15 protein-coding genes are annotated in these 14,947 nt (G+C 61.0%); 4 read left to right on the top strand and 11 right to left on the bottom strand.

Annotated features, from left to right (window positions below):
- Positions 1–1,653: a D-alanyl-D-alanine carboxypeptidase/D-alanyl-D-alanine-endopeptidase gene (locus tag FG381_RS09000; RefSeq protein ID WP_226960258.1), complete on the bottom strand. Its 1,653-nt coding sequence runs from the start codon at positions 1,651–1,653 to the stop codon at positions 1–3.
- 267 nt (positions 1,654–1,920) lie between these two features.
- Here FG381_RS09000 and FG381_RS08995 point away from each other — a divergent pair, with 267 nt between their 5' ends.
- Both FG381_RS08995 and groL read left to right on the top strand, forming a co-directional pair.
- Complete coding sequence (locus FG381_RS08995) at positions 1,921–2,208, top strand: co-chaperone GroES (protein ID WP_139688491.1); 288 nt, start codon at positions 1,921–1,923, stop codon at positions 2,206–2,208.
- Between the two features lie 56 nt (positions 2,209–2,264).
- Positions 2,265–3,902 carry a chaperonin GroEL gene (gene groL, locus FG381_RS08990; RefSeq protein WP_139688490.1) on the top strand — a complete coding sequence of 546 codons (1,638 nt, stop codon included), beginning with the start codon at positions 2,265–2,267 and terminating at the stop codon, positions 3,900–3,902.
- Positions 3,903–4,053: 151 nt separating this feature from the next.
- On the opposite strand, the gene FG381_RS08985 is transcribed toward groL, so the two are convergent.
- On the bottom strand, positions 4,054–4,659 hold the full coding sequence (locus FG381_RS08985; RefSeq protein ID WP_165697859.1) for a hypothetical protein: 606 nt from the start codon (positions 4,657–4,659) through the stop codon (positions 4,054–4,056).
- Positions 4,660–4,963: 304 nt separating this feature from the next.
- Here FG381_RS08985 and pyrF point away from each other — a divergent pair, with 304 nt between their 5' ends.
- Positions 4,964–5,782 carry an orotidine-5'-phosphate decarboxylase gene (gene pyrF / locus FG381_RS08980; RefSeq protein ID WP_139688489.1) on the top strand — a complete coding sequence of 273 codons (819 nt, stop codon included), beginning with the start codon at positions 4,964–4,966 and terminating at the stop codon, positions 5,780–5,782.
- Positions 5,783–5,894: 112 nt separating this feature from the next.
- Here the strand turns inward: pyrF and FG381_RS08975 are convergent, their stop codons facing one another.
- Complete coding sequence (locus FG381_RS08975; protein WP_139688488.1) at positions 5,895–6,323, bottom strand: cyclophilin-like fold protein; 429 nt, start codon at positions 6,321–6,323, stop codon at positions 5,895–5,897.
- Between the two features lie 262 nt (positions 6,324–6,585).
- Between FG381_RS08975 and FG381_RS08970 the strand changes: the two genes are divergently transcribed.
- A complete protein-coding gene (locus tag FG381_RS08970; protein ID WP_139688487.1) occupies positions 6,586–7,368 on the top strand; it encodes a carboxymuconolactone decarboxylase family protein in 783 nt (260 codons plus the stop codon).
- Positions 7,369–7,463: 95 nt separating this feature from the next.
- On the opposite strand, the gene FG381_RS08965 is transcribed toward FG381_RS08970, so the two are convergent.
- The 8 genes from FG381_RS08965 to ribH all read right to left on the bottom strand — a co-directional run bounded on the left by FG381_RS08965 (position 7,464) and on the right by ribH (position 14,797).
- Positions 7,464–8,414, bottom strand: coding sequence for an AraC family transcriptional regulator (locus FG381_RS08965; RefSeq protein ID WP_139688486.1), 951 nt, complete (start codon positions 8,412–8,414; stop codon positions 7,464–7,466).
- 111 nt (positions 8,415–8,525) lie between these two features.
- Positions 8,526–9,740, bottom strand: a complete 1,215-nt coding sequence (locus FG381_RS08960) for a hypothetical protein (protein WP_139688485.1) — start codon at positions 9,738–9,740, stop codon at positions 8,526–8,528.
- A 171-nt stretch (positions 9,741–9,911) separates the two neighbouring features.
- Positions 9,912–11,309: a hemolysin family protein gene (locus tag FG381_RS08955; protein ID WP_139688484.1), complete on the bottom strand. Its 1,398-nt coding sequence runs from the start codon at positions 11,307–11,309 to the stop codon at positions 9,912–9,914.
- Positions 11,310–11,373: 64 nt separating this feature from the next.
- Positions 11,374–11,925, bottom strand: coding sequence for a CinA family protein (locus FG381_RS08950; RefSeq protein ID WP_139688483.1), 552 nt, complete (start codon positions 11,923–11,925; stop codon positions 11,374–11,376).
- Complete coding sequence (locus tag FG381_RS08945; protein ID WP_226960259.1) at positions 11,918–12,454, bottom strand: phosphatidylglycerophosphatase A family protein; 537 nt, start codon at positions 12,452–12,454, stop codon at positions 11,918–11,920. The genes FG381_RS08950 and FG381_RS08945 overlap by 8 nt, the downstream gene beginning before the upstream one ends.
- 3 nt (positions 12,455–12,457) lie before the next feature.
- Positions 12,458–13,459, bottom strand: a complete 1,002-nt coding sequence (gene thiL, locus FG381_RS08940; protein ID WP_139688482.1) for a thiamine-phosphate kinase — start codon at positions 13,457–13,459, stop codon at positions 12,458–12,460.
- A 168-nt stretch (positions 13,460–13,627) separates the two neighbouring features.
- Entirely contained in the window at positions 13,628–14,158 is a 531-nt protein-coding gene (nusB, locus tag FG381_RS08935) for a transcription antitermination factor NusB (RefSeq protein WP_139688481.1), read from the bottom strand.
- A gap of 141 nt (positions 14,159–14,299) precedes the next feature.
- A complete protein-coding gene (gene ribH / locus FG381_RS08930) occupies positions 14,300–14,797 on the bottom strand; it encodes a 6,7-dimethyl-8-ribityllumazine synthase (protein WP_139688480.1) in 498 nt (165 codons plus the stop codon).
- Positions 14,798–14,947: the final 150 nt, after the last annotated feature.

Here is a 14,947-nt window from a genome sequence, read left to right as displayed (position 1 = left end):
TTACTCTGCGGCGTAAACCCAGTCGATCACGGCATCGAGAAACTTGATGCCGCCCGGGACATTCTTCGCGCCCGTCACGCTTGCGTAAACCGCATAGCGTTTGCCGTCAAGCGCATGCACATAGCCCCCGATGCTGCGGACGTCTTCGAGGTACCCCGTCTTGATGCGGCCTTCTTCGAGCGCCACCTTGCGGCGCACCATCGTGCCGTCTCTGCCCGTAATGGGAAGCGAGGCGAGATATTCAGGCATGTAGGGACCGTTCCAGCCGGCAGCGAGGAGCGCTGTCATTGCCCGCGCCGACACGCGGCTCGTTCGCGAGAGGCCGGAGCCATTGTCAATGATGATCTCCGAAGCCGGAATTCCGCGGCCTGCCATCCAGTCGGCAAGCGCTGCGCGCGCATCCGCGAGCGTTGCGCCGCGCGGGAATTCAAGCCGCTTCTCTTCCTGGGACTTCCCCTCGGCTTTTGAGGCACCCGCGGCCTTCGGCGCCGCTTTTTCCTCAGACGCCTTCTCCTCAAGCTCCTCGTTCACGCGCGCAGCACCCAGCGTGAGGAAAATATGACGCGCCATGGGGTTATTGGACCATTTGTTGGTGAGCGCCGTAATTTCGCCGAGCGTGGGCGAAAGGCGCGAGAGAAAGAGCTTTCCGTCCTCCGGGACTTTTCCCGACACAACCTTCCCCCGCCAGGTTCTGCCGTCCTTTTCCCAAAGCGCACGGAAAAGCCGCTCAAAGTATTCGTCCGCTTCAAAAGCAATCACATTGAAGGTCTTCACGCCGCAGGCGGACGGATAGCGGCCGTTGAAGAGAACGCGCTTTTTTCCCTTCCCAAGATCATTCACCTTAAAGGCGATGGCCGACTTCCAGTCGCCGCAGCCGCCTTTCCCGAGCCGAATGGTCTTCGGATAGGAAACGCCGGCGAGCGGCGGAAAGACGACCAGGCGCGCAACGCCCGCCTTTACGTCAGGCGTAATTTCAAAGCTCAGATTGCGGTAGTTGAGAAGCGCCGCATCAGGCTGCAGGTTGTAGGGACGCGAACGCCTGCCGTCGAAGGCTCCCGGGTCCACCTTCGGAATATTGAAGTGCGAGCGGTCGATGACGATGTTGCCGTCGATGCGCCGGACGCCTTTCTGCGCGAGCCGATCGACTTCAAGCGCAAAGTCCTCAAGCACCAGCGCCGGGTCGCCGCCGCCGCGGATGTAAAGGCCGCCTTTGAGCACTCCCTTTTTATCGGGCATCTCCTTCACGTAGAAGTTCGTGCGCCAGCGGTAGCTCGACCCCAGCACCTCGAGCGCGGCAAGTGTCGTCACGAGCTTCGCCGCGGATGCAGGAGGCTCCATCGCGTCAGCACGCCAGCTGAGGAGCGGCTTCCCAGGATTCTCCACCGGCACCACGGAAATCGTTATGCCTGCCGGATTGACCCTGAGGCGCTTTGCGGCTAGAGCGAGCTTTTCCGGGAGCTGCGTAAAGGATCCCCGGGGGGTCGGCAGACCCTCTCTCCCGGACGCGCGATTCCGGGAAGCCGCACCTTCATCGTTCGCTTCCGGAGCTGCCGCATCATTTTCCTTCTCCCCGCCATGCGCAGAAGCTCCGGCGGCCGCCTCCGCCATGGCGGGCGTGAGCGTCCCGCTTCCGGACTCAGAAAAAGCAGGCACGGAAAGCGCCGACAACATGAATGAACAAACAATGATTTTTAGAGAAAAAATGGAGCCTTCCCGCATTTCCTGAAGCCTGAACAAAAATTTTTCTCGGGGACCTCTTGAAATCCTTGAGACCATCCCCATATGGGGAATAAATGGTAGCGAACCCCTAGAGCGGCGTTCGCTTCTCAGCAATGCAATTTTTCATTTCGGCCGTCTGCCAGCGGGTTTCAAGCTGCCCCGCAGACGACCGGCAAGATTCATTAAATGGAGATTTCCAAGATGCAGATTCGTCCTTTGCATGACCGCGTCATCATCAAGCGCCTTGAGGCCGAAACGACGACCGCCTTCGGCATCGTCATTCCGGACACGGCCGGCGAGAAGCCCGATCAGGGTGAAGTGATCGCCGTCGGTCCCGGCAAGCGCGACGAAGCCGGCCGCATCATCACTCCGGATGTGAAGGTGGGCGACCGCGTCCTCTTCGGCAAGTACTCCGGCCAGACCGTGAAGGTCGACGGCGAAGAGCTCCTCGTCATGCGCGAGGAAGACATCATGGGCGTTCTTGAATAAGCGCCCTGCGGACAATCTCAGACAGATTTTCAAGTACAAATTTAAGGATTAAAGAAATGGCTGCTAAGCAGGTTCTTTTCGGTGATGATGCCCGCTCGAAGATGGTTCGCGGCATCAATGTTCTCGCCAACGCCGTCAAGGTGACGCTCGGCCCGAAGGGCCGCAACGTCGTCCTTGAGCGCTCCTTCGGCGGCCCGACGGTCACGAAGGACGGCGTCTCGGTCGCCAAGGAAATCGAACTCAAGGACAAGTTCGAGAACATGGGCGCCGCGATGGTTCGCGAAGTCGCCTCGAAGACGAGCGACAACGCCGGCGACGGCACGACCACGGCCACCGTTCTTGCTCAGGCGATCGTCGACGAAGGCATGAAGTTCGTCGCCGCCGGCATGAACCCGATGGATCTGAAGCGCGGCATCGACAAGGCTGTCGCCGCTGCGATCGCCGAGCTCAAGAAGATATCGAAGCCCACCACGACCAACAAGGAAATCGCCCAGGTCGGCGCCATCTCGGCCAACTCCGACCATGAAATCGGCGAAATCATTTCCGAAGCCATGGACAAGGTCGGCAAGGAAGGCGTGATCACCGTCGAAGACGGCAAGAGCCTCAAGAACGAACTCGAAGTCGTCGAAGGCATGCAGTTCGACCGCGGCTACCTCTCGCCCTACTTCATCAACCAGCCCGAAAAGCAGTCGGCTGTTCTTGACAACCCCTTCATCCTGCTCCACGACAAGAAGATCAGCAACATCCGCGAACTTCTCCCGGTGCTCGAACAGGTTGCCAAGGCCGCTCGTCCGCTCCTCATCATCGCTGAGGACATCGACGGCGAAGCGCTCGCCACCCTCGTTGTGAACTCGATCCGCGGCATCCTCAAGGTTGTCGCCGTCAAGGCTCCTGGCTTCGGCGACCGCCGCACCGCCATGCTCGAAGACATCGCTGTCCTGACGGGCGGCACGGTCATCTCGAGCACGGTCGGCCTCACGCTCGACAAGGCCACGCTCGCTCAGCTCGGCTCCGCGAAGAAGGTTGAAGTCTCGAAGGAAAACACCACGATCATCGACGGCGCCGGCGACGCTTCCGCGATTGAAAACCGCGTGAAGAACATCCGCACCCAGATCGAGGTTGCCACGAGCGACTACGACCGCGAGAAGCTTCAGGAACGCGTTGCCAAGCTCGCCGGCGGCGTTGCCCTGATCAAGGTCGGTGCCGCGACGGAAGTCGAAATGAAGGAAAAGAAGGCCCGTGTTGAAGACGCCCTCCACGCCACCCGCGCTGCGGTTGAGGAAGGCATCGTCCCGGGCGGCGGCGTTGCGCTCATCCGCGCCAAGCTCGCCATCAAGGACCTGAAGGGCGACAACGACGAACAGAACGCCGGCATCCGCATCGTTCTGCGCGCCATGGAAGAGCCGCTTCGCCAGATCGTCGCCAACGCCGGCGATGAACCGAGCGTCGTGGTGAACACCGTCGCTCAGGGCGAAGGCAACTTCGGCTACAACGCTCAGTCCGCTCAGTACGGCGACCTCGTCGAAATGGGCGTCCTCGATCCGACGAAGGTTACCCGCACGGCTCTGCAGAACGCTGCTTCCGTTGCTTCCCTCATCCTCACGACCGACTGCATGGTTGCCGACCTCCCCGTTGAGGAGAAGGGCGTTCCGGCCGGCATGGATGCAATGGGCGGCATGCCCGGCATGATGTAATTCAGGGCCTCGTTTCCTGAATCCTCATGAGGGCTCAGAGCGGCGGACCGCGAAGCGGACGCCGCTCAAAAAGCCAAAAAGAAACCCGCGACAGCAGTGCCGCGGGTTTTCTTTTTGGCTGGGGATGATTCCCTTCAGACTTCAGACTGCCTCAAGCCTTCAGTCCGGACAAGCGGGCAAAGTCCGCCGCCGTCACCTGCGGAATCGGCACATAGCGGCCGTCCGTCGTCCTCAGCACGCCGAAGGGAACGGAATTGCCGCCCGCACGGCGGAAGATCTTGGAGTTGTCCCAGACCTTCTCGCGCTTTTCGAAGGGAAGCGTCATCTTCCTTACGTCAAGCCCCTTAAAGGCCTTGTCGCGGAAATGCGCTTCGTGTTCCATGAAGACTGCTTTCGGATCCTTGGCGGCAAGAATTGCAGCGCCCTGAAGTTCGCTCCAGGGGTTGAGCACGGCAACGGGATGCCACACAAAGGTGACGCGATCCATGAAGGGACGGAACTGCTCAAACTCCCACACGCACCACTGGCACTGCGGGTCAAAGACCATATTGACGACGGGCGCCCCCTTGGGGCCTTCGAAGCGAACGCCTTCACCGTTTTCAGCAAGTTCAACGAAAAGACGTTCGGCATTGAGATCCGTAGGAACTTCCGGCAGCGCCGGCCATTCACGCTTCTCTGCGGCGCGGGCAGTCGGAAGTGCCGCGCAGGCGAGCATGCCGGCTGCGAGCATCAGGGATCGACGGGTAAGAGCCTTCATAATGTCTCCTTTTCTCTCTTAAAAGGATTGAGGAAAAAGGAACGGGTCCGAGGCTGAGTTCCTTTTTCTCATCCTTCAGTCATCCTAGCGCGGGCGAGGCTTCTCCGAAGGCCGCGGATACTTTTGCGGACAATTGAGGCTTGAGGAACATCAGTCTTACCGGCCAAGCGCGCTTTTCGTCCGGGCGGACTAAAGGATTTCGAGCCTTGACCAAAGGAGCGTCTGCCTCGAAAATACCCGCCTGAACATAAGGGCTCCGCTTCCCCGCCGGAGCGACCTGAGAGAGCAAAAAAAGGCAAATTGCATGAAATTCACTGAAATGCTTGAGGCGCGCTGGCGCAATCAGAATACGCTTCTCTGTGTGGGTCTCGACCCCAACAGGAGCCGCTTTCCCGAAGAGCTCGCGGACTCTCCGAACGCCATTTACGACTTCTGCTGCGGCATTGTCGATGCAACTGCCGATCTCGTCTGCGCCTTCAAGCCTCAGATTGCCTACTTTGCCTCCGAAGGCGCTGAGGATGCGTTGAAGCGCATCATTGAATACATCCACGCCAACCATCCCGGCATTCCGGTGATTCTTGACGCGAAGCGCGGCGACATCGGCTCGACCTGCGAACACTATGCCCGCGAAGCCTTCGAGCGCTTCAAGGCCGACTGCGTGACGCTTTCGCCCTACATGGGCGAGGACACGATTACGCCCTACCTCAAATACGAAGAGAAGGGCATCTTCCTCCTCTGCCGCACGTCGAATAAGAGCGGCGACGAACTGCAGATGCTTGATGTCGGCGGCGAACGCCTTTTTGAGCGCGTTGCGCGCCTCACGGCTGAAAAGTGGAACCGCACGGGCGAGCTCGGCCTCGTGGTCGGCGCCACCTACCCCGACGAGCTCGCGGCCGTACGCCGCGTCGCCCCGGATATTCCGCTCCTCGTTCCGGGCGTCGGCGCCCAGGGAGGCGACATTCATGCTGCCGTCACGGCCGGCATGGATACCCGCGGAGCCGGTATGGTCATCAATTCCGGCCGCGCCATTCTTTACGCGAGCAAGGGCGCCGACTGGCGGGAAGCGGCGAGACAAGCTGCCGAAGCCACCCGCGACGCCATCAATGCAGCCCGCGGCGCCTGATCGGCGCCGATGAGGCGGGTTCCGAAACGGAGCCTGAAAATAGAAGTCCCGGAGCTTTCCAAAAAGTTCCGGGACTTTTTTTATGGGTCCGAAGCCTGGGGGCCGCTCCCTCTTATTCCTTGACGCGCAGCTCCACGCGGTTCTTTCCGCTCTTTTCAAGCGCCGTGAGCGCCTCCTCGCTCATATGGCCGAGGATCACCAGATCCTCGCTCGGAGCATTGCCGCCGATGAGAAATACGCAGAGGTTTCCCCACGGGATGTAGTAGGCGAGGTCGCCGCGTTTGGGCGACGCCGTCAGGGCGTCCTTTCCCGTATCGAGCGCGGGCTTGAGATAGGTGATGCGCTCGAGCTTCCCGAAATCCTCAAAGGGCTGCGAGATCGGCAGGCGCTTCACAAAGTTTGCGGCCGCTTCCGTGCCGTTCATCTCCACATCAAAGGTTTTTGCGCCGATTGTCATTGAAATGGTTTCGGCGCCTGCGGCGCCCGAAATCGCTGCAATCCCTGCGGCCGCTGCTGCGGCGAGCATTTTCTTCATCTTCATGGCTGGCTGCTCCCTGTTGGCGGATTCATCAGCTTCCGCCGACTTTCCGCACGCTGTTTCCCGGGACTTATTCTCGCGCACGTTGAGGCGCAAACCATTCCCGCGCCTTCAGATCGATTCATTTGGGCAAGAAATTGGAAGAACCTCGATAACGGGGAAAGACGCTCAGCGACGAAACTTCAATCAAAAGCCGGCACCTCCGGAAATGCATTTCCGGCAAGAGGCTTGCGTATTTTTCGTTTTCATTTCTGAGGAAAACACCATGCATTCGATCCTTTCCCGCCGCAAGGTTCTTTCAAGCGCCGCCGCTGCAGCGGGCGCATTTGCTGCCGGAGCACCGGCGAGAGCAGAGACCCATCCGTCTCCCGACCCCGATGCCGACGCCGTTCTCGCGCGCATGACGAACCTCTCGGAAAGAGGCTTGTCGCTGCCGCTCAAATCACGCCATCTGGTGATGCTCGCCACGCTTTCTGCCATCGGACTCCCCGAACACGTCGAGTCGGCCGTCAAGGCGGCGCTCGAAGGGGGCCTTGCGCCCGCTGAAGTAAAGGAAGCCATTTACCAGACGACGCCCTACGTGGGCTTCGCGCGCGTTTCCTCGGTTCTCAAGTCCGCAAACAAAGCGCTACTCGAAAAGGGCGTCAGGCTGCCGCTCCCGAGCGAGGGCACCGTCACCAACGACACGCGCTTTTCGGAAGGCTTCAGGGTTCAGAGCGGCATCTTCGGCGACGCCATCCGCCGCATGCACGAGACCGCGCCCGAAAGCCAGAAGGCGCTCCTGGTGAGAGACCTCACCGGCTGGTGCTTCGGCGACTACTACACGCGTAAAGCCTTAAACCTTCGCGAGCGCGAGCTCATTACCTTCGCGTCAATCGTCGCGCTCGGCGGCTGCGAAGCGCAGGTGCGCGCCCATGTGAACGGGAACGTCGCAGTAGGCGCCGTGAAGCAGAACCTGATCGATGCGCTCGAAGTGGGTCTTCCCTTCCTCGGCTTCCCGAGGACCTTGAATGCGCTTGCCGTCGTCAACGACGTTCTGAAGGATTAATTCGCAAAAAAATGCACGGGATCCTGCCCGAAGGGATCCCGTGCTCTTTTGGGTTTCGGCGGTGCCGAAAGGACTCGGCAGCCTCATCCTTGCCCTTAGGCCGCATCCGCAGTCTGGGCGCGGCAGGCTTCGACGTGCGCCTTGGGAGGAAGACCGAAGGCGCGCTTATATTCGCGCGAAAAATAGGCGGCGCTTTCGTAGCCCACTTCAAAGGCGGCCGCCGCCGCATCCATGCCTTCATCCATCATGAGGCGCTTGGCTTCGTAAAGCCGGAGCGTCTTCACGTACTGCCGCGGGCTCGCGCCGAGGATTTCGCGGAAGTACCGGTAGAACGTTGCCGCGCTCATGCCGAAGCGCGAAGCGGTGTCGGCAACGTCAAAGTCCCTGCGGTAGTTGGCCCGCATCCAGGCGGCGGCATCGCGAATCCTGCTCTCGGGCGTGCCCGAACTGAAGAGCGCACGGAACGCCCCTGCTGCCGGGCTCATGAGCAGACGAAAATAAAGCTCTTCCTTGACGAGGGGCGCCATGAAGGCCGCCCCCGATCCTTCGTCGGCAAGCCGCAGAAGCCTCAGGAGCGCATCGAGCATCTGCTCCGACGCCGGGAAAACAGCTGCCGCTCGCGAACCCTGAATGCCGCCGCTGCCGAACATGCATTCAGGCACGGGGCGGTCCCTCAGGCGCGCGAGCACCGTCGTCATCACATCCTCCTCGAGATCGAGCACGATCCCGAAAAAGGGCGTTTCTCTCGATGCGCCGATGGCTTCAAAGGAATCCGGGAGCTCCACGCTCGTCACGATGGCCGAACCCGCACCGTAGGCAAGGCTGGCGCCGAGCATGCGCGCAGCCTTGCGGCCCTGGACGATGAAGCCCACAGAGGTGGAGGAAACGCAGTCGATCAGGCGGTTCGATTCCTCGCGGCGGATGATTTTGATGCCGCTCACCTGCATTTTGAGTGCGCCCGGATGAGGCAGCCTTGCCGCTGCCTCTCGTGCGAGCTCTTCGAGAATAGATTGCGTCCGGTGCGCCGTCATGATGCGTTTCTCCATAGAGTCCAGTGGATTCCTTCATCTCGAAGCATATCAGCGCCTCAGAAAAGAATTGCCCGAATCTCTCACACGGAGAGAAACGGGCAATCATTTGCGGGCATTGAGTAAATGTCACCTCAGGAGCTGATAGATCCCGGGACCGGCGAGCGGCTGGTCGTTGGCGAAAATACCGCCCGCGGTGATTTCAATCTTCGTCGTGTATTCGCCGTTCACGAGCTTCAGCTCTCCGCTCGCCAGGCCGTCGGCAATGGTGGCGGGCTGAACGAGCGCCTCCGGAATCCGAAGTTCGAAAAGACCGTACTGCGGAATCCCCGTCTGAGGCGACGCCTCATAACGAAGCGATCCCGTAAGATGCGCGGTCTTGCCCCTGGCCTCATAAAAGGCGTCATCAAGCATCACCGCAATTTCGCCCTTCATGAAGGCATCGCGCCAGAGCCCGAGCACGCGCCAACCGGCGAGCGGGTCGAGCGCTGCGGCCTCTGAAGCTTGAGTGACCGTGTCAATAAAAGCGCCCGTGAGGCCCGAGAGCCGCACGGTGTACCCCACACGATCGGCGGCCTCGCCCTCGACGCGGGGCTTCTTCACCTCAACGTCCATGCGCTCTTCCCATCGGGCTTCATCGGCGGGGGAGGCTTTCTCTGCACCCTCCATCCGGCGCGACGTGAGCTTCACGGAAAAACCGTCGCCCTGAAGTTCCTCGGCATCAAACTTCCCGCCTGAGAACGAAAAATCTGCAATGGGGCGGTCCTCATGCACCGCGAAATTGAGCACCAGATCCTTGATGGACGCCGCAGTGCCGTCGCCGAAGCGGCAGGCAAAGCCTCCGAGCGAGCCTGTGACGGCCGTCTTTCCGTCGGTCTCATGCGCCGTGAGAAGAAGAGGCTCCGTCGTGCAGACGTCGCCCGAAGCCGGATCCTTGAATTCAAGTGCGTCAAGGCGCCAGAGAACGGGCTTCATTGCGCCCGCTACGGACGTTTCCACCACCATCGAATCGCGGTAGCCTGAGACGCCCGACTCCCGGATGGATTTGCCGAAGCCTTCCTCGAGATTGAGGGAGAGCACCGTGCGCGTGCCCCACCCCATTTCGGCGCTCCCTTCCCAGGCAGCCGCAAGCCCCTGAGCTTCAACGCGCACCCGGAAGGCGCGCGTTCTCCAGGTGCGCCCCGTTTCCTCATAGGTCACCTTGAGGCCCTGCGGGGGATTGGCGGCAATTTTCTCTACCCGCGCATCCCACATGCGGCCTTCCCAATGCACGAGCCCGAAGACGCTGCCGGCAAGCAGCACCAGGACGCCGGCGGCAACACCTATACGCTTTGTCGTCGTCATTCTTCTTTTCTCTTTTTCATTTAATGAAGGGACGCCCGACGCGTCCCTCTTCTTTCTTCCTATCGGCAGAGGATACCAACTTATCCACAGGAAGGTTTAGGCCGCACGCTTTTCTTCCACAGGGTTATCCACAGCCCTGCAAAGAACGACATTCCCTCTGCCGCAGGGATTTCAGCCTTTTTCCACTTCCTTTTGAGAAGCCTCGGGAGGCGTACTGGGGACAACTTCAGATGTCCCGGCAGGAACGCCCGGACGGGCCGCGCCCGGACGCGAGCGTCCGCCCGCCGGGAAGGCGATCACCTTATCGACGCGTCGACCATCCATATCGACAATTTCGAGCCTCCAGCCGCCCCATTCGGCGACGTCGCCCTCGCGCGGAAGTCTTCCGAGGAGAAGCATCATCATGCCCGCGAGCGTGCTGTAGCGGCCGTGCTCTTCTTCCGGGACGCGCTTGAGATTAAGAACGTCCTTCAATTCCGGCACCGGAATGATGCCGTCGAGGAGCCAGGAGCCATCCTCGCGGCGGCTTGCCCAGCCGTCGCCCGGAAGTTCAGGCTTGAATTCGCCGGCAATGGCTTCGAGCACGTCGCGAGGCGTGACCAGCCCCATCACTTCACCGTATTCGTCAACGACGAGGGCAAGCGGAACGTCCGTTTTTCTGAAGTGTTCAAGAAGCTCCATGCCGGTGAGCGATTCAGGCACGTAGTTGACGGGCGAAAGATTGCTCTTGAAGTCGGGCTTCCCGTTTTCAAGGATCTGCTGAAGAAGCGTCCGGGTCGAGCAGACGCCCTTCACGTTTTCGAGGCCGCCCTCGCAGACGGGCAGCCGCGAACGGCGCGAGGAGCGGATCTTTTCCACGTTCTCCTCGACCGGATCATCAATATCGATCCAGCTGATGTCGGCTCTAGGCGTCATGAGCGAGGCAACCTGGCGGTCGTCGAGCCTGAAGACGTTTCTCACCATGTCGCGCTCGACGGTTTCAATGACGCCGGATTCCTTCCCTTCCTCAATCATGGCGTGGATTTCCTCTTCGGTCACCTGCGAGGTGCCCGTGTCCTTGACGCCGAAGCGTGCGAGAAGCCACTTGGTCGAGAAGGACAGGAGCTTCACGAAGGGAGCGGCGATCACCGAGAGAAGATGAATGGGAGGCGCAATGCGGCAGGCAATCCGCTCGGGCGACATCTGCCCGATGCGCTTCGGGACGAGTTCGCCGAGCACAATGGAAAAATACGTGATGAGCACCACCACGATCACCACCCCGATGGCTTTCGCGCTCTCCGGGCTCATGCCGAAGGAAATCAGCACCGCGGCCATCGGCTGCGCGAGCGCGGATTCGCCCACGATGCCCGAAAGGATGCCGATCGAGGTGATGCCCACCTGAATGGTGGACAAGGCGCGCGTGGGATCGGCATTCAGTTCCTGCGCACGGGCGGCGCCCGTTGCTTTTTCTTCGGCCATGCGCGCGAGCCGCGCGCGGCGGCTCGTAACGAGCGAAATTTCGCTCATTGCGAAGACGCCGTTGAGAAGAATCAGAATGAGTAGGATCAGGATGTCCAGCGAACTCGACATATGGGGTTCCGTGGGGAAATAGAAAAGAGTGAGATAAGAAAAATTCTGGCAGAATCAGAGAACTTTAATCGTATTGCGAGGGCATCCGCATGGGATCGGTCCCGTCGATGAGGGCGATCAGTCCCTGAAGCGCCGTAATGGCGGCGGCGAGCCGCACGGCGCGCCGGTCGCCCGGCGCATGAATCGTGCGCACGGAAGTCACGATGGCCCCCGAATCGGTGCGCTCGGCCCAGCCGAGGCATACGGTGCCGACCGGCGTTTCCGGCGTGCCGCCCGAAGGGCCTGCCACACCGGTGAGCGCCACCGCAAGATCAGCCTTCGACGAGGCGAGCGCACCGCGCGCCATGGCTTCGGCAACGGGTTCGGAAACCACGCCCTCAGTGCGGATCATTTCCGCGGGAACGTCGATCATTTCGACCTTGGCTTCCGCCTGATAGGTCACGAACCCGCGGTCGAACCAGGCGGAAGAGCCGGCTACGCCCGTGATGAGCTCTGAGACGAGCCCGCCCGTCAGGCTTTCCGCCGTCGCGACAACGCGCCCCTTTTCCTTCGCCCGGGCGGCGAGGATCTCTGCGGCGAGTTCCGCCTGACTGCGAAGCTTTCCCTGATTATCCATAAATCCTCCAGTAGAGCGCGAGGGCGAGCTCAATCGCCGCCCACGCATAAAGCGCCGCAAAGAGGTCGTCAAGCATGACGCCGAATCCGGTCTTCAATCGATGATCGATCCACGACGCGGGCCAGATCTTCACGATGTCGAAAAGCCGGAAGACGGCAAAGGCCGCGAACCACCAGCCCCAGCCCGAGGGAAGCGCGAGAGCGATCGCCCAGACGGCGACCACCTCGTCGATCACGAAGCCGCCGTGATCCATCACGCCGACCGTGCGCCCCGCTCTCTCGCAGGCCCAGGCGCCGAGCACGAAAAGAAGCGCCGTGAGGACGAACCAGGCCTCCCGCCCGACATAGGGCGAGAGGAGTCCGAAAACGAGCATGGCCGCAAGCGACCCCCAGGTTCCCGGCGCGGGCCGAAGAAGGCCGACGCCGAAGAAGGTGGAAATCAGCCCGGGAAAGGTTCCGAAGGCCCATTTGGGATCAAGCCTCAGGCGATTGGCCGGGTTGGCAGGATCGTACTTGCCTCTCGCGCTCACGCGTTACTCCTCATTCCTAAAGTGGTCGAACCCCTCCGTCACGAGGAGTACGGGAAGCCCGTCGGGCGTTCTCACCGTCACGGCGCGCGAGGTGCGCTCGATCACGCGGCCGATGCGCGTGACGGGCGTGCCGGAAAGAAGGCCCGCTTCGTAAATCCGCTCGGCGCTCGAAGGGGGCGCCGTGAAGATGAGTTCGTAATCGTCGCCCCCCGCGAGCGCCGCCTCATGCTGCCTCGCGGGCGTCATCGACTGAAGCGCGACCGAGGTCGGGATCTTCTCCCACTCGATTTCTGCCGAAACGCCGCTTCGCTCAAGAATATGCCCGAGGTCCGCAAGGAGTCCGTCGGAAATGTCCGCAGCGGCTGATGCGGCGCCAAGAAGCGCCTGACCGAGCGCAATTCTCGGCGTGGGTCTGTCCATGCGGGCAAAAAGCGCGGGCTCGAGATCGGGCATCACCGACCAGGCGCCCCAGCGGCATTTGAGCGCCGCATAGGCGTCGCCCACGGTCCCCGAAACCCAGATGTCGTCGCCGGGCTTCGCGCCCTTTCGTGTGAGTCCCATACCGGCGGGAAGATCCCCCATCGCGGTAATGCTGATGGTCACGGGGGCATGATGCCCCTCAACCTCCGGCGTTCTCGTCGTGTCGCCCCCGAGAAGCGCGCATCCCGACTCGCGCGCGAGCTTCATCAAGCCCCTCGAAAAGTCGGCAAGCCACCCGTCGTCGCGGCGAGGGAGACCGATCGAGAGGAAGAAGGCCCGGGGGACGGCGCCTGCCGCCGCGAGGTCGGAAAGATTCACGGCAAGGGCCTTGTAGCCCACATCTTCAGGATCCGCATCCGGCAGAAAATGGGTGCCGAGCGCCATCATGTCGCAGGTGACCGCAATGCGGCCCGCTCCCGTATCGATGATCGCGCAGTCATCGCCCACGCCCTGACTCTTCCAGGCGCCGAACGTCTGATAGGTAAAGAATTTTTCAATGATTTGAAATTCACCGGCTTCAGCCATTTTGGAACTGCCTCCTTGAAAGGAAAGCCAATGCAAAAAATTCAACTTTCATGAGCGTAGCCGACTTTCCGTCCGAAATGACGGAAAAAGGCCGCCCGCAAAGACGAGCGACCTCTCTGAGAATCGGCAGCCGGCGCGCGACGCGCGCGCCCCAATCGAAGGTTCCGATTACTTTGCGTCTTTCTGAGCCTTCTCCGCGTGATCGGCCTTGAATTCCGTTTCGCGAACCTTCTCAGCAACACGTTCGAGCACGGCATTCGTGAAGCGGTAGCCGCTCCCAAAGCGCTTGGCGAGTTCAATCGCCTCGTTGAGAACGACGCGGTAGGGCGTTTCCGGCGCGCGCATAAGCTCAAAGGTGCCCAAGAAAAGAATCGAACGCTCGACGAGCGACACGCGCTTCAGGTCGCGGTCGACGAAGGGCGCGAAGGCGGCCTCGATCGCCGCATGTTCGCAGACGACGCCGGAAAGCAGCGTTGCGAGAAGTTCGCGGTCGGCACGCGACCAGTCTTCAACCGTAAGGCCTGCATCTTCCACAGGACCGCCGTCCTCTTCTTCAATGAGCGCGCGAAGACCCTGCTCAATTTTCTCAGCAGAAAGCTCGGGGTTCGCAATCCATTCATAGACGCCGAGGAGCGCGAAAACGCGCGCGAGACGGCGCGGGGAATGGGCTTGGCGGCTGGGCTTGTGCGCTTCTGTCATGTTTTCCTTGCTTCTCTAAGAGAGGAATAGAACTTAGGGGCGGACGCGCCTCGAATAGCGATCGTCCGGGCGGAAAAGCCGCGCATTGTAGCGCGGCTTCAAAGCGTCCGTAGGCAGATCGGGCTTTGTCGCGCCCGGAAGTTATTCAACGCGGTTTTCTTCGTCGTCGAAATCCTCGGCGGAAACGAATTCCTTCGCGAGGTTCGCCATTTCAACGGCGCAGCGGGCGCAGTCGCGGCCCTTCATTTCGAGGCGCTCCTGGCACTGCTCGTCGTTTTCCGTCGTGAGCACGCCGTTGGCGATCGGAATTTCATAGTCGAGGCCGATGCGGGTGATGCCCGAACCGGATTCGTTCGAGACGAGCTCGAAGTGATAGGTCTCGCCGCGAATGACGGCGCCGAGCGCGATCAGCGCATCGTACTCTTCCGTCTGCGCGAGCTTCATGAGCGCAAACGGGATCTCAAGCGCGCCGGGAACGGAAACCTTCGTCACGTCCTCGTCCATCACGCCGAGCTTGCGCAGCTCATCCATGCAGGCCTCGAACTCACCGCGGCCGGCATACTCATTGAAGCGCGAAACCACAATGCCGATGCGCAGATCGGTGCCGTCGGTAGAAGTCGGGATGATGTCAACTGCCATTTGCGTCTCCTTTAGGGAAGGCAGAAAGCGAAGCCGCACCATCCGTGAATCAGGACGGCCGGGAGTTCGCTCGGTCAAAAAGAGCTTCGAGCGGCTTCCCGAAATAAGCACCCGGGAATCCGCCCGTGAAAAGAAGTGCGTCCTGAAAGA

It is taken from the genome of Sutterella faecalis (assembly GCF_006337085.1).
Lineage (GTDB): Bacteria > Pseudomonadota > Gammaproteobacteria > Burkholderiales > Burkholderiaceae_F > Sutterella > Sutterella faecalis.
The sequence above is the reverse complement of the archived record's forward strand: the minus strand, read 5'-3'. Positions and strand labels throughout refer to the sequence as shown.

Excerpts from the sequence above, each read along its gene's own strand:
- FG381_RS08995 (WP_139688491.1), top strand. The coding sequence starts at position 1,921 with ATGCAGATTCGTCCTTTGCATGACCGCGTCATCATCAAGCGCCTTGAG.
- groL (WP_139688490.1), top strand. The coding sequence starts at position 2,265 with ATGGCTGCTAAGCAGGTTCTTTTCGGTGATGATGCCCGCTCGAAGATG.
- FG381_RS08985 (WP_165697859.1), bottom strand. The coding sequence starts at position 4,659 with ATGAAGGCTCTTACCCGTCGATCCCTGATGCTCGCAGCCGGCATGCTC.
- pyrF (WP_139688489.1), top strand. The coding sequence starts at position 4,964 with ATGAAATTCACTGAAATGCTTGAGGCGCGCTGGCGCAATCAGAATACG.
- FG381_RS08975 (WP_139688488.1), bottom strand. The coding sequence starts at position 6,323 with ATGAAGATGAAGAAAATGCTCGCCGCAGCAGCGGCCGCAGGGATTGCA.
- FG381_RS08970 (WP_139688487.1), top strand. The coding sequence starts at position 6,586 with ATGCATTCGATCCTTTCCCGCCGCAAGGTTCTTTCAAGCGCCGCCGCT.
- FG381_RS08965 (WP_139688486.1), bottom strand. The coding sequence starts at position 8,414 with ATGGAGAAACGCATCATGACGGCGCACCGGACGCAATCTATTCTCGAA.
- FG381_RS08960 (WP_139688485.1), bottom strand. The coding sequence starts at position 9,740 with ATGACGACGACAAAGCGTATAGGTGTTGCCGCCGGCGTCCTGGTGCTG.
- FG381_RS08955 (WP_139688484.1), bottom strand. The coding sequence starts at position 11,309 with ATGTCGAGTTCGCTGGACATCCTGATCCTACTCATTCTGATTCTTCTC.
- FG381_RS08950 (WP_139688483.1), bottom strand. The coding sequence starts at position 11,925 with ATGGATAATCAGGGAAAGCTTCGCAGTCAGGCGGAACTCGCCGCAGAG.
- thiL (WP_139688482.1), bottom strand. The coding sequence starts at position 13,459 with ATGGCTGAAGCCGGTGAATTTCAAATCATTGAAAAATTCTTTACCTAT.
- nusB (WP_139688481.1), bottom strand. The coding sequence starts at position 14,158 with ATGACAGAAGCGCACAAGCCCAGCCGCCAAGCCCATTCCCCGCGCCGT.
- ribH (WP_139688480.1), bottom strand. The coding sequence starts at position 14,797 with ATGGCAGTTGACATCATCCCGACTTCTACCGACGGCACCGATCTGCGC.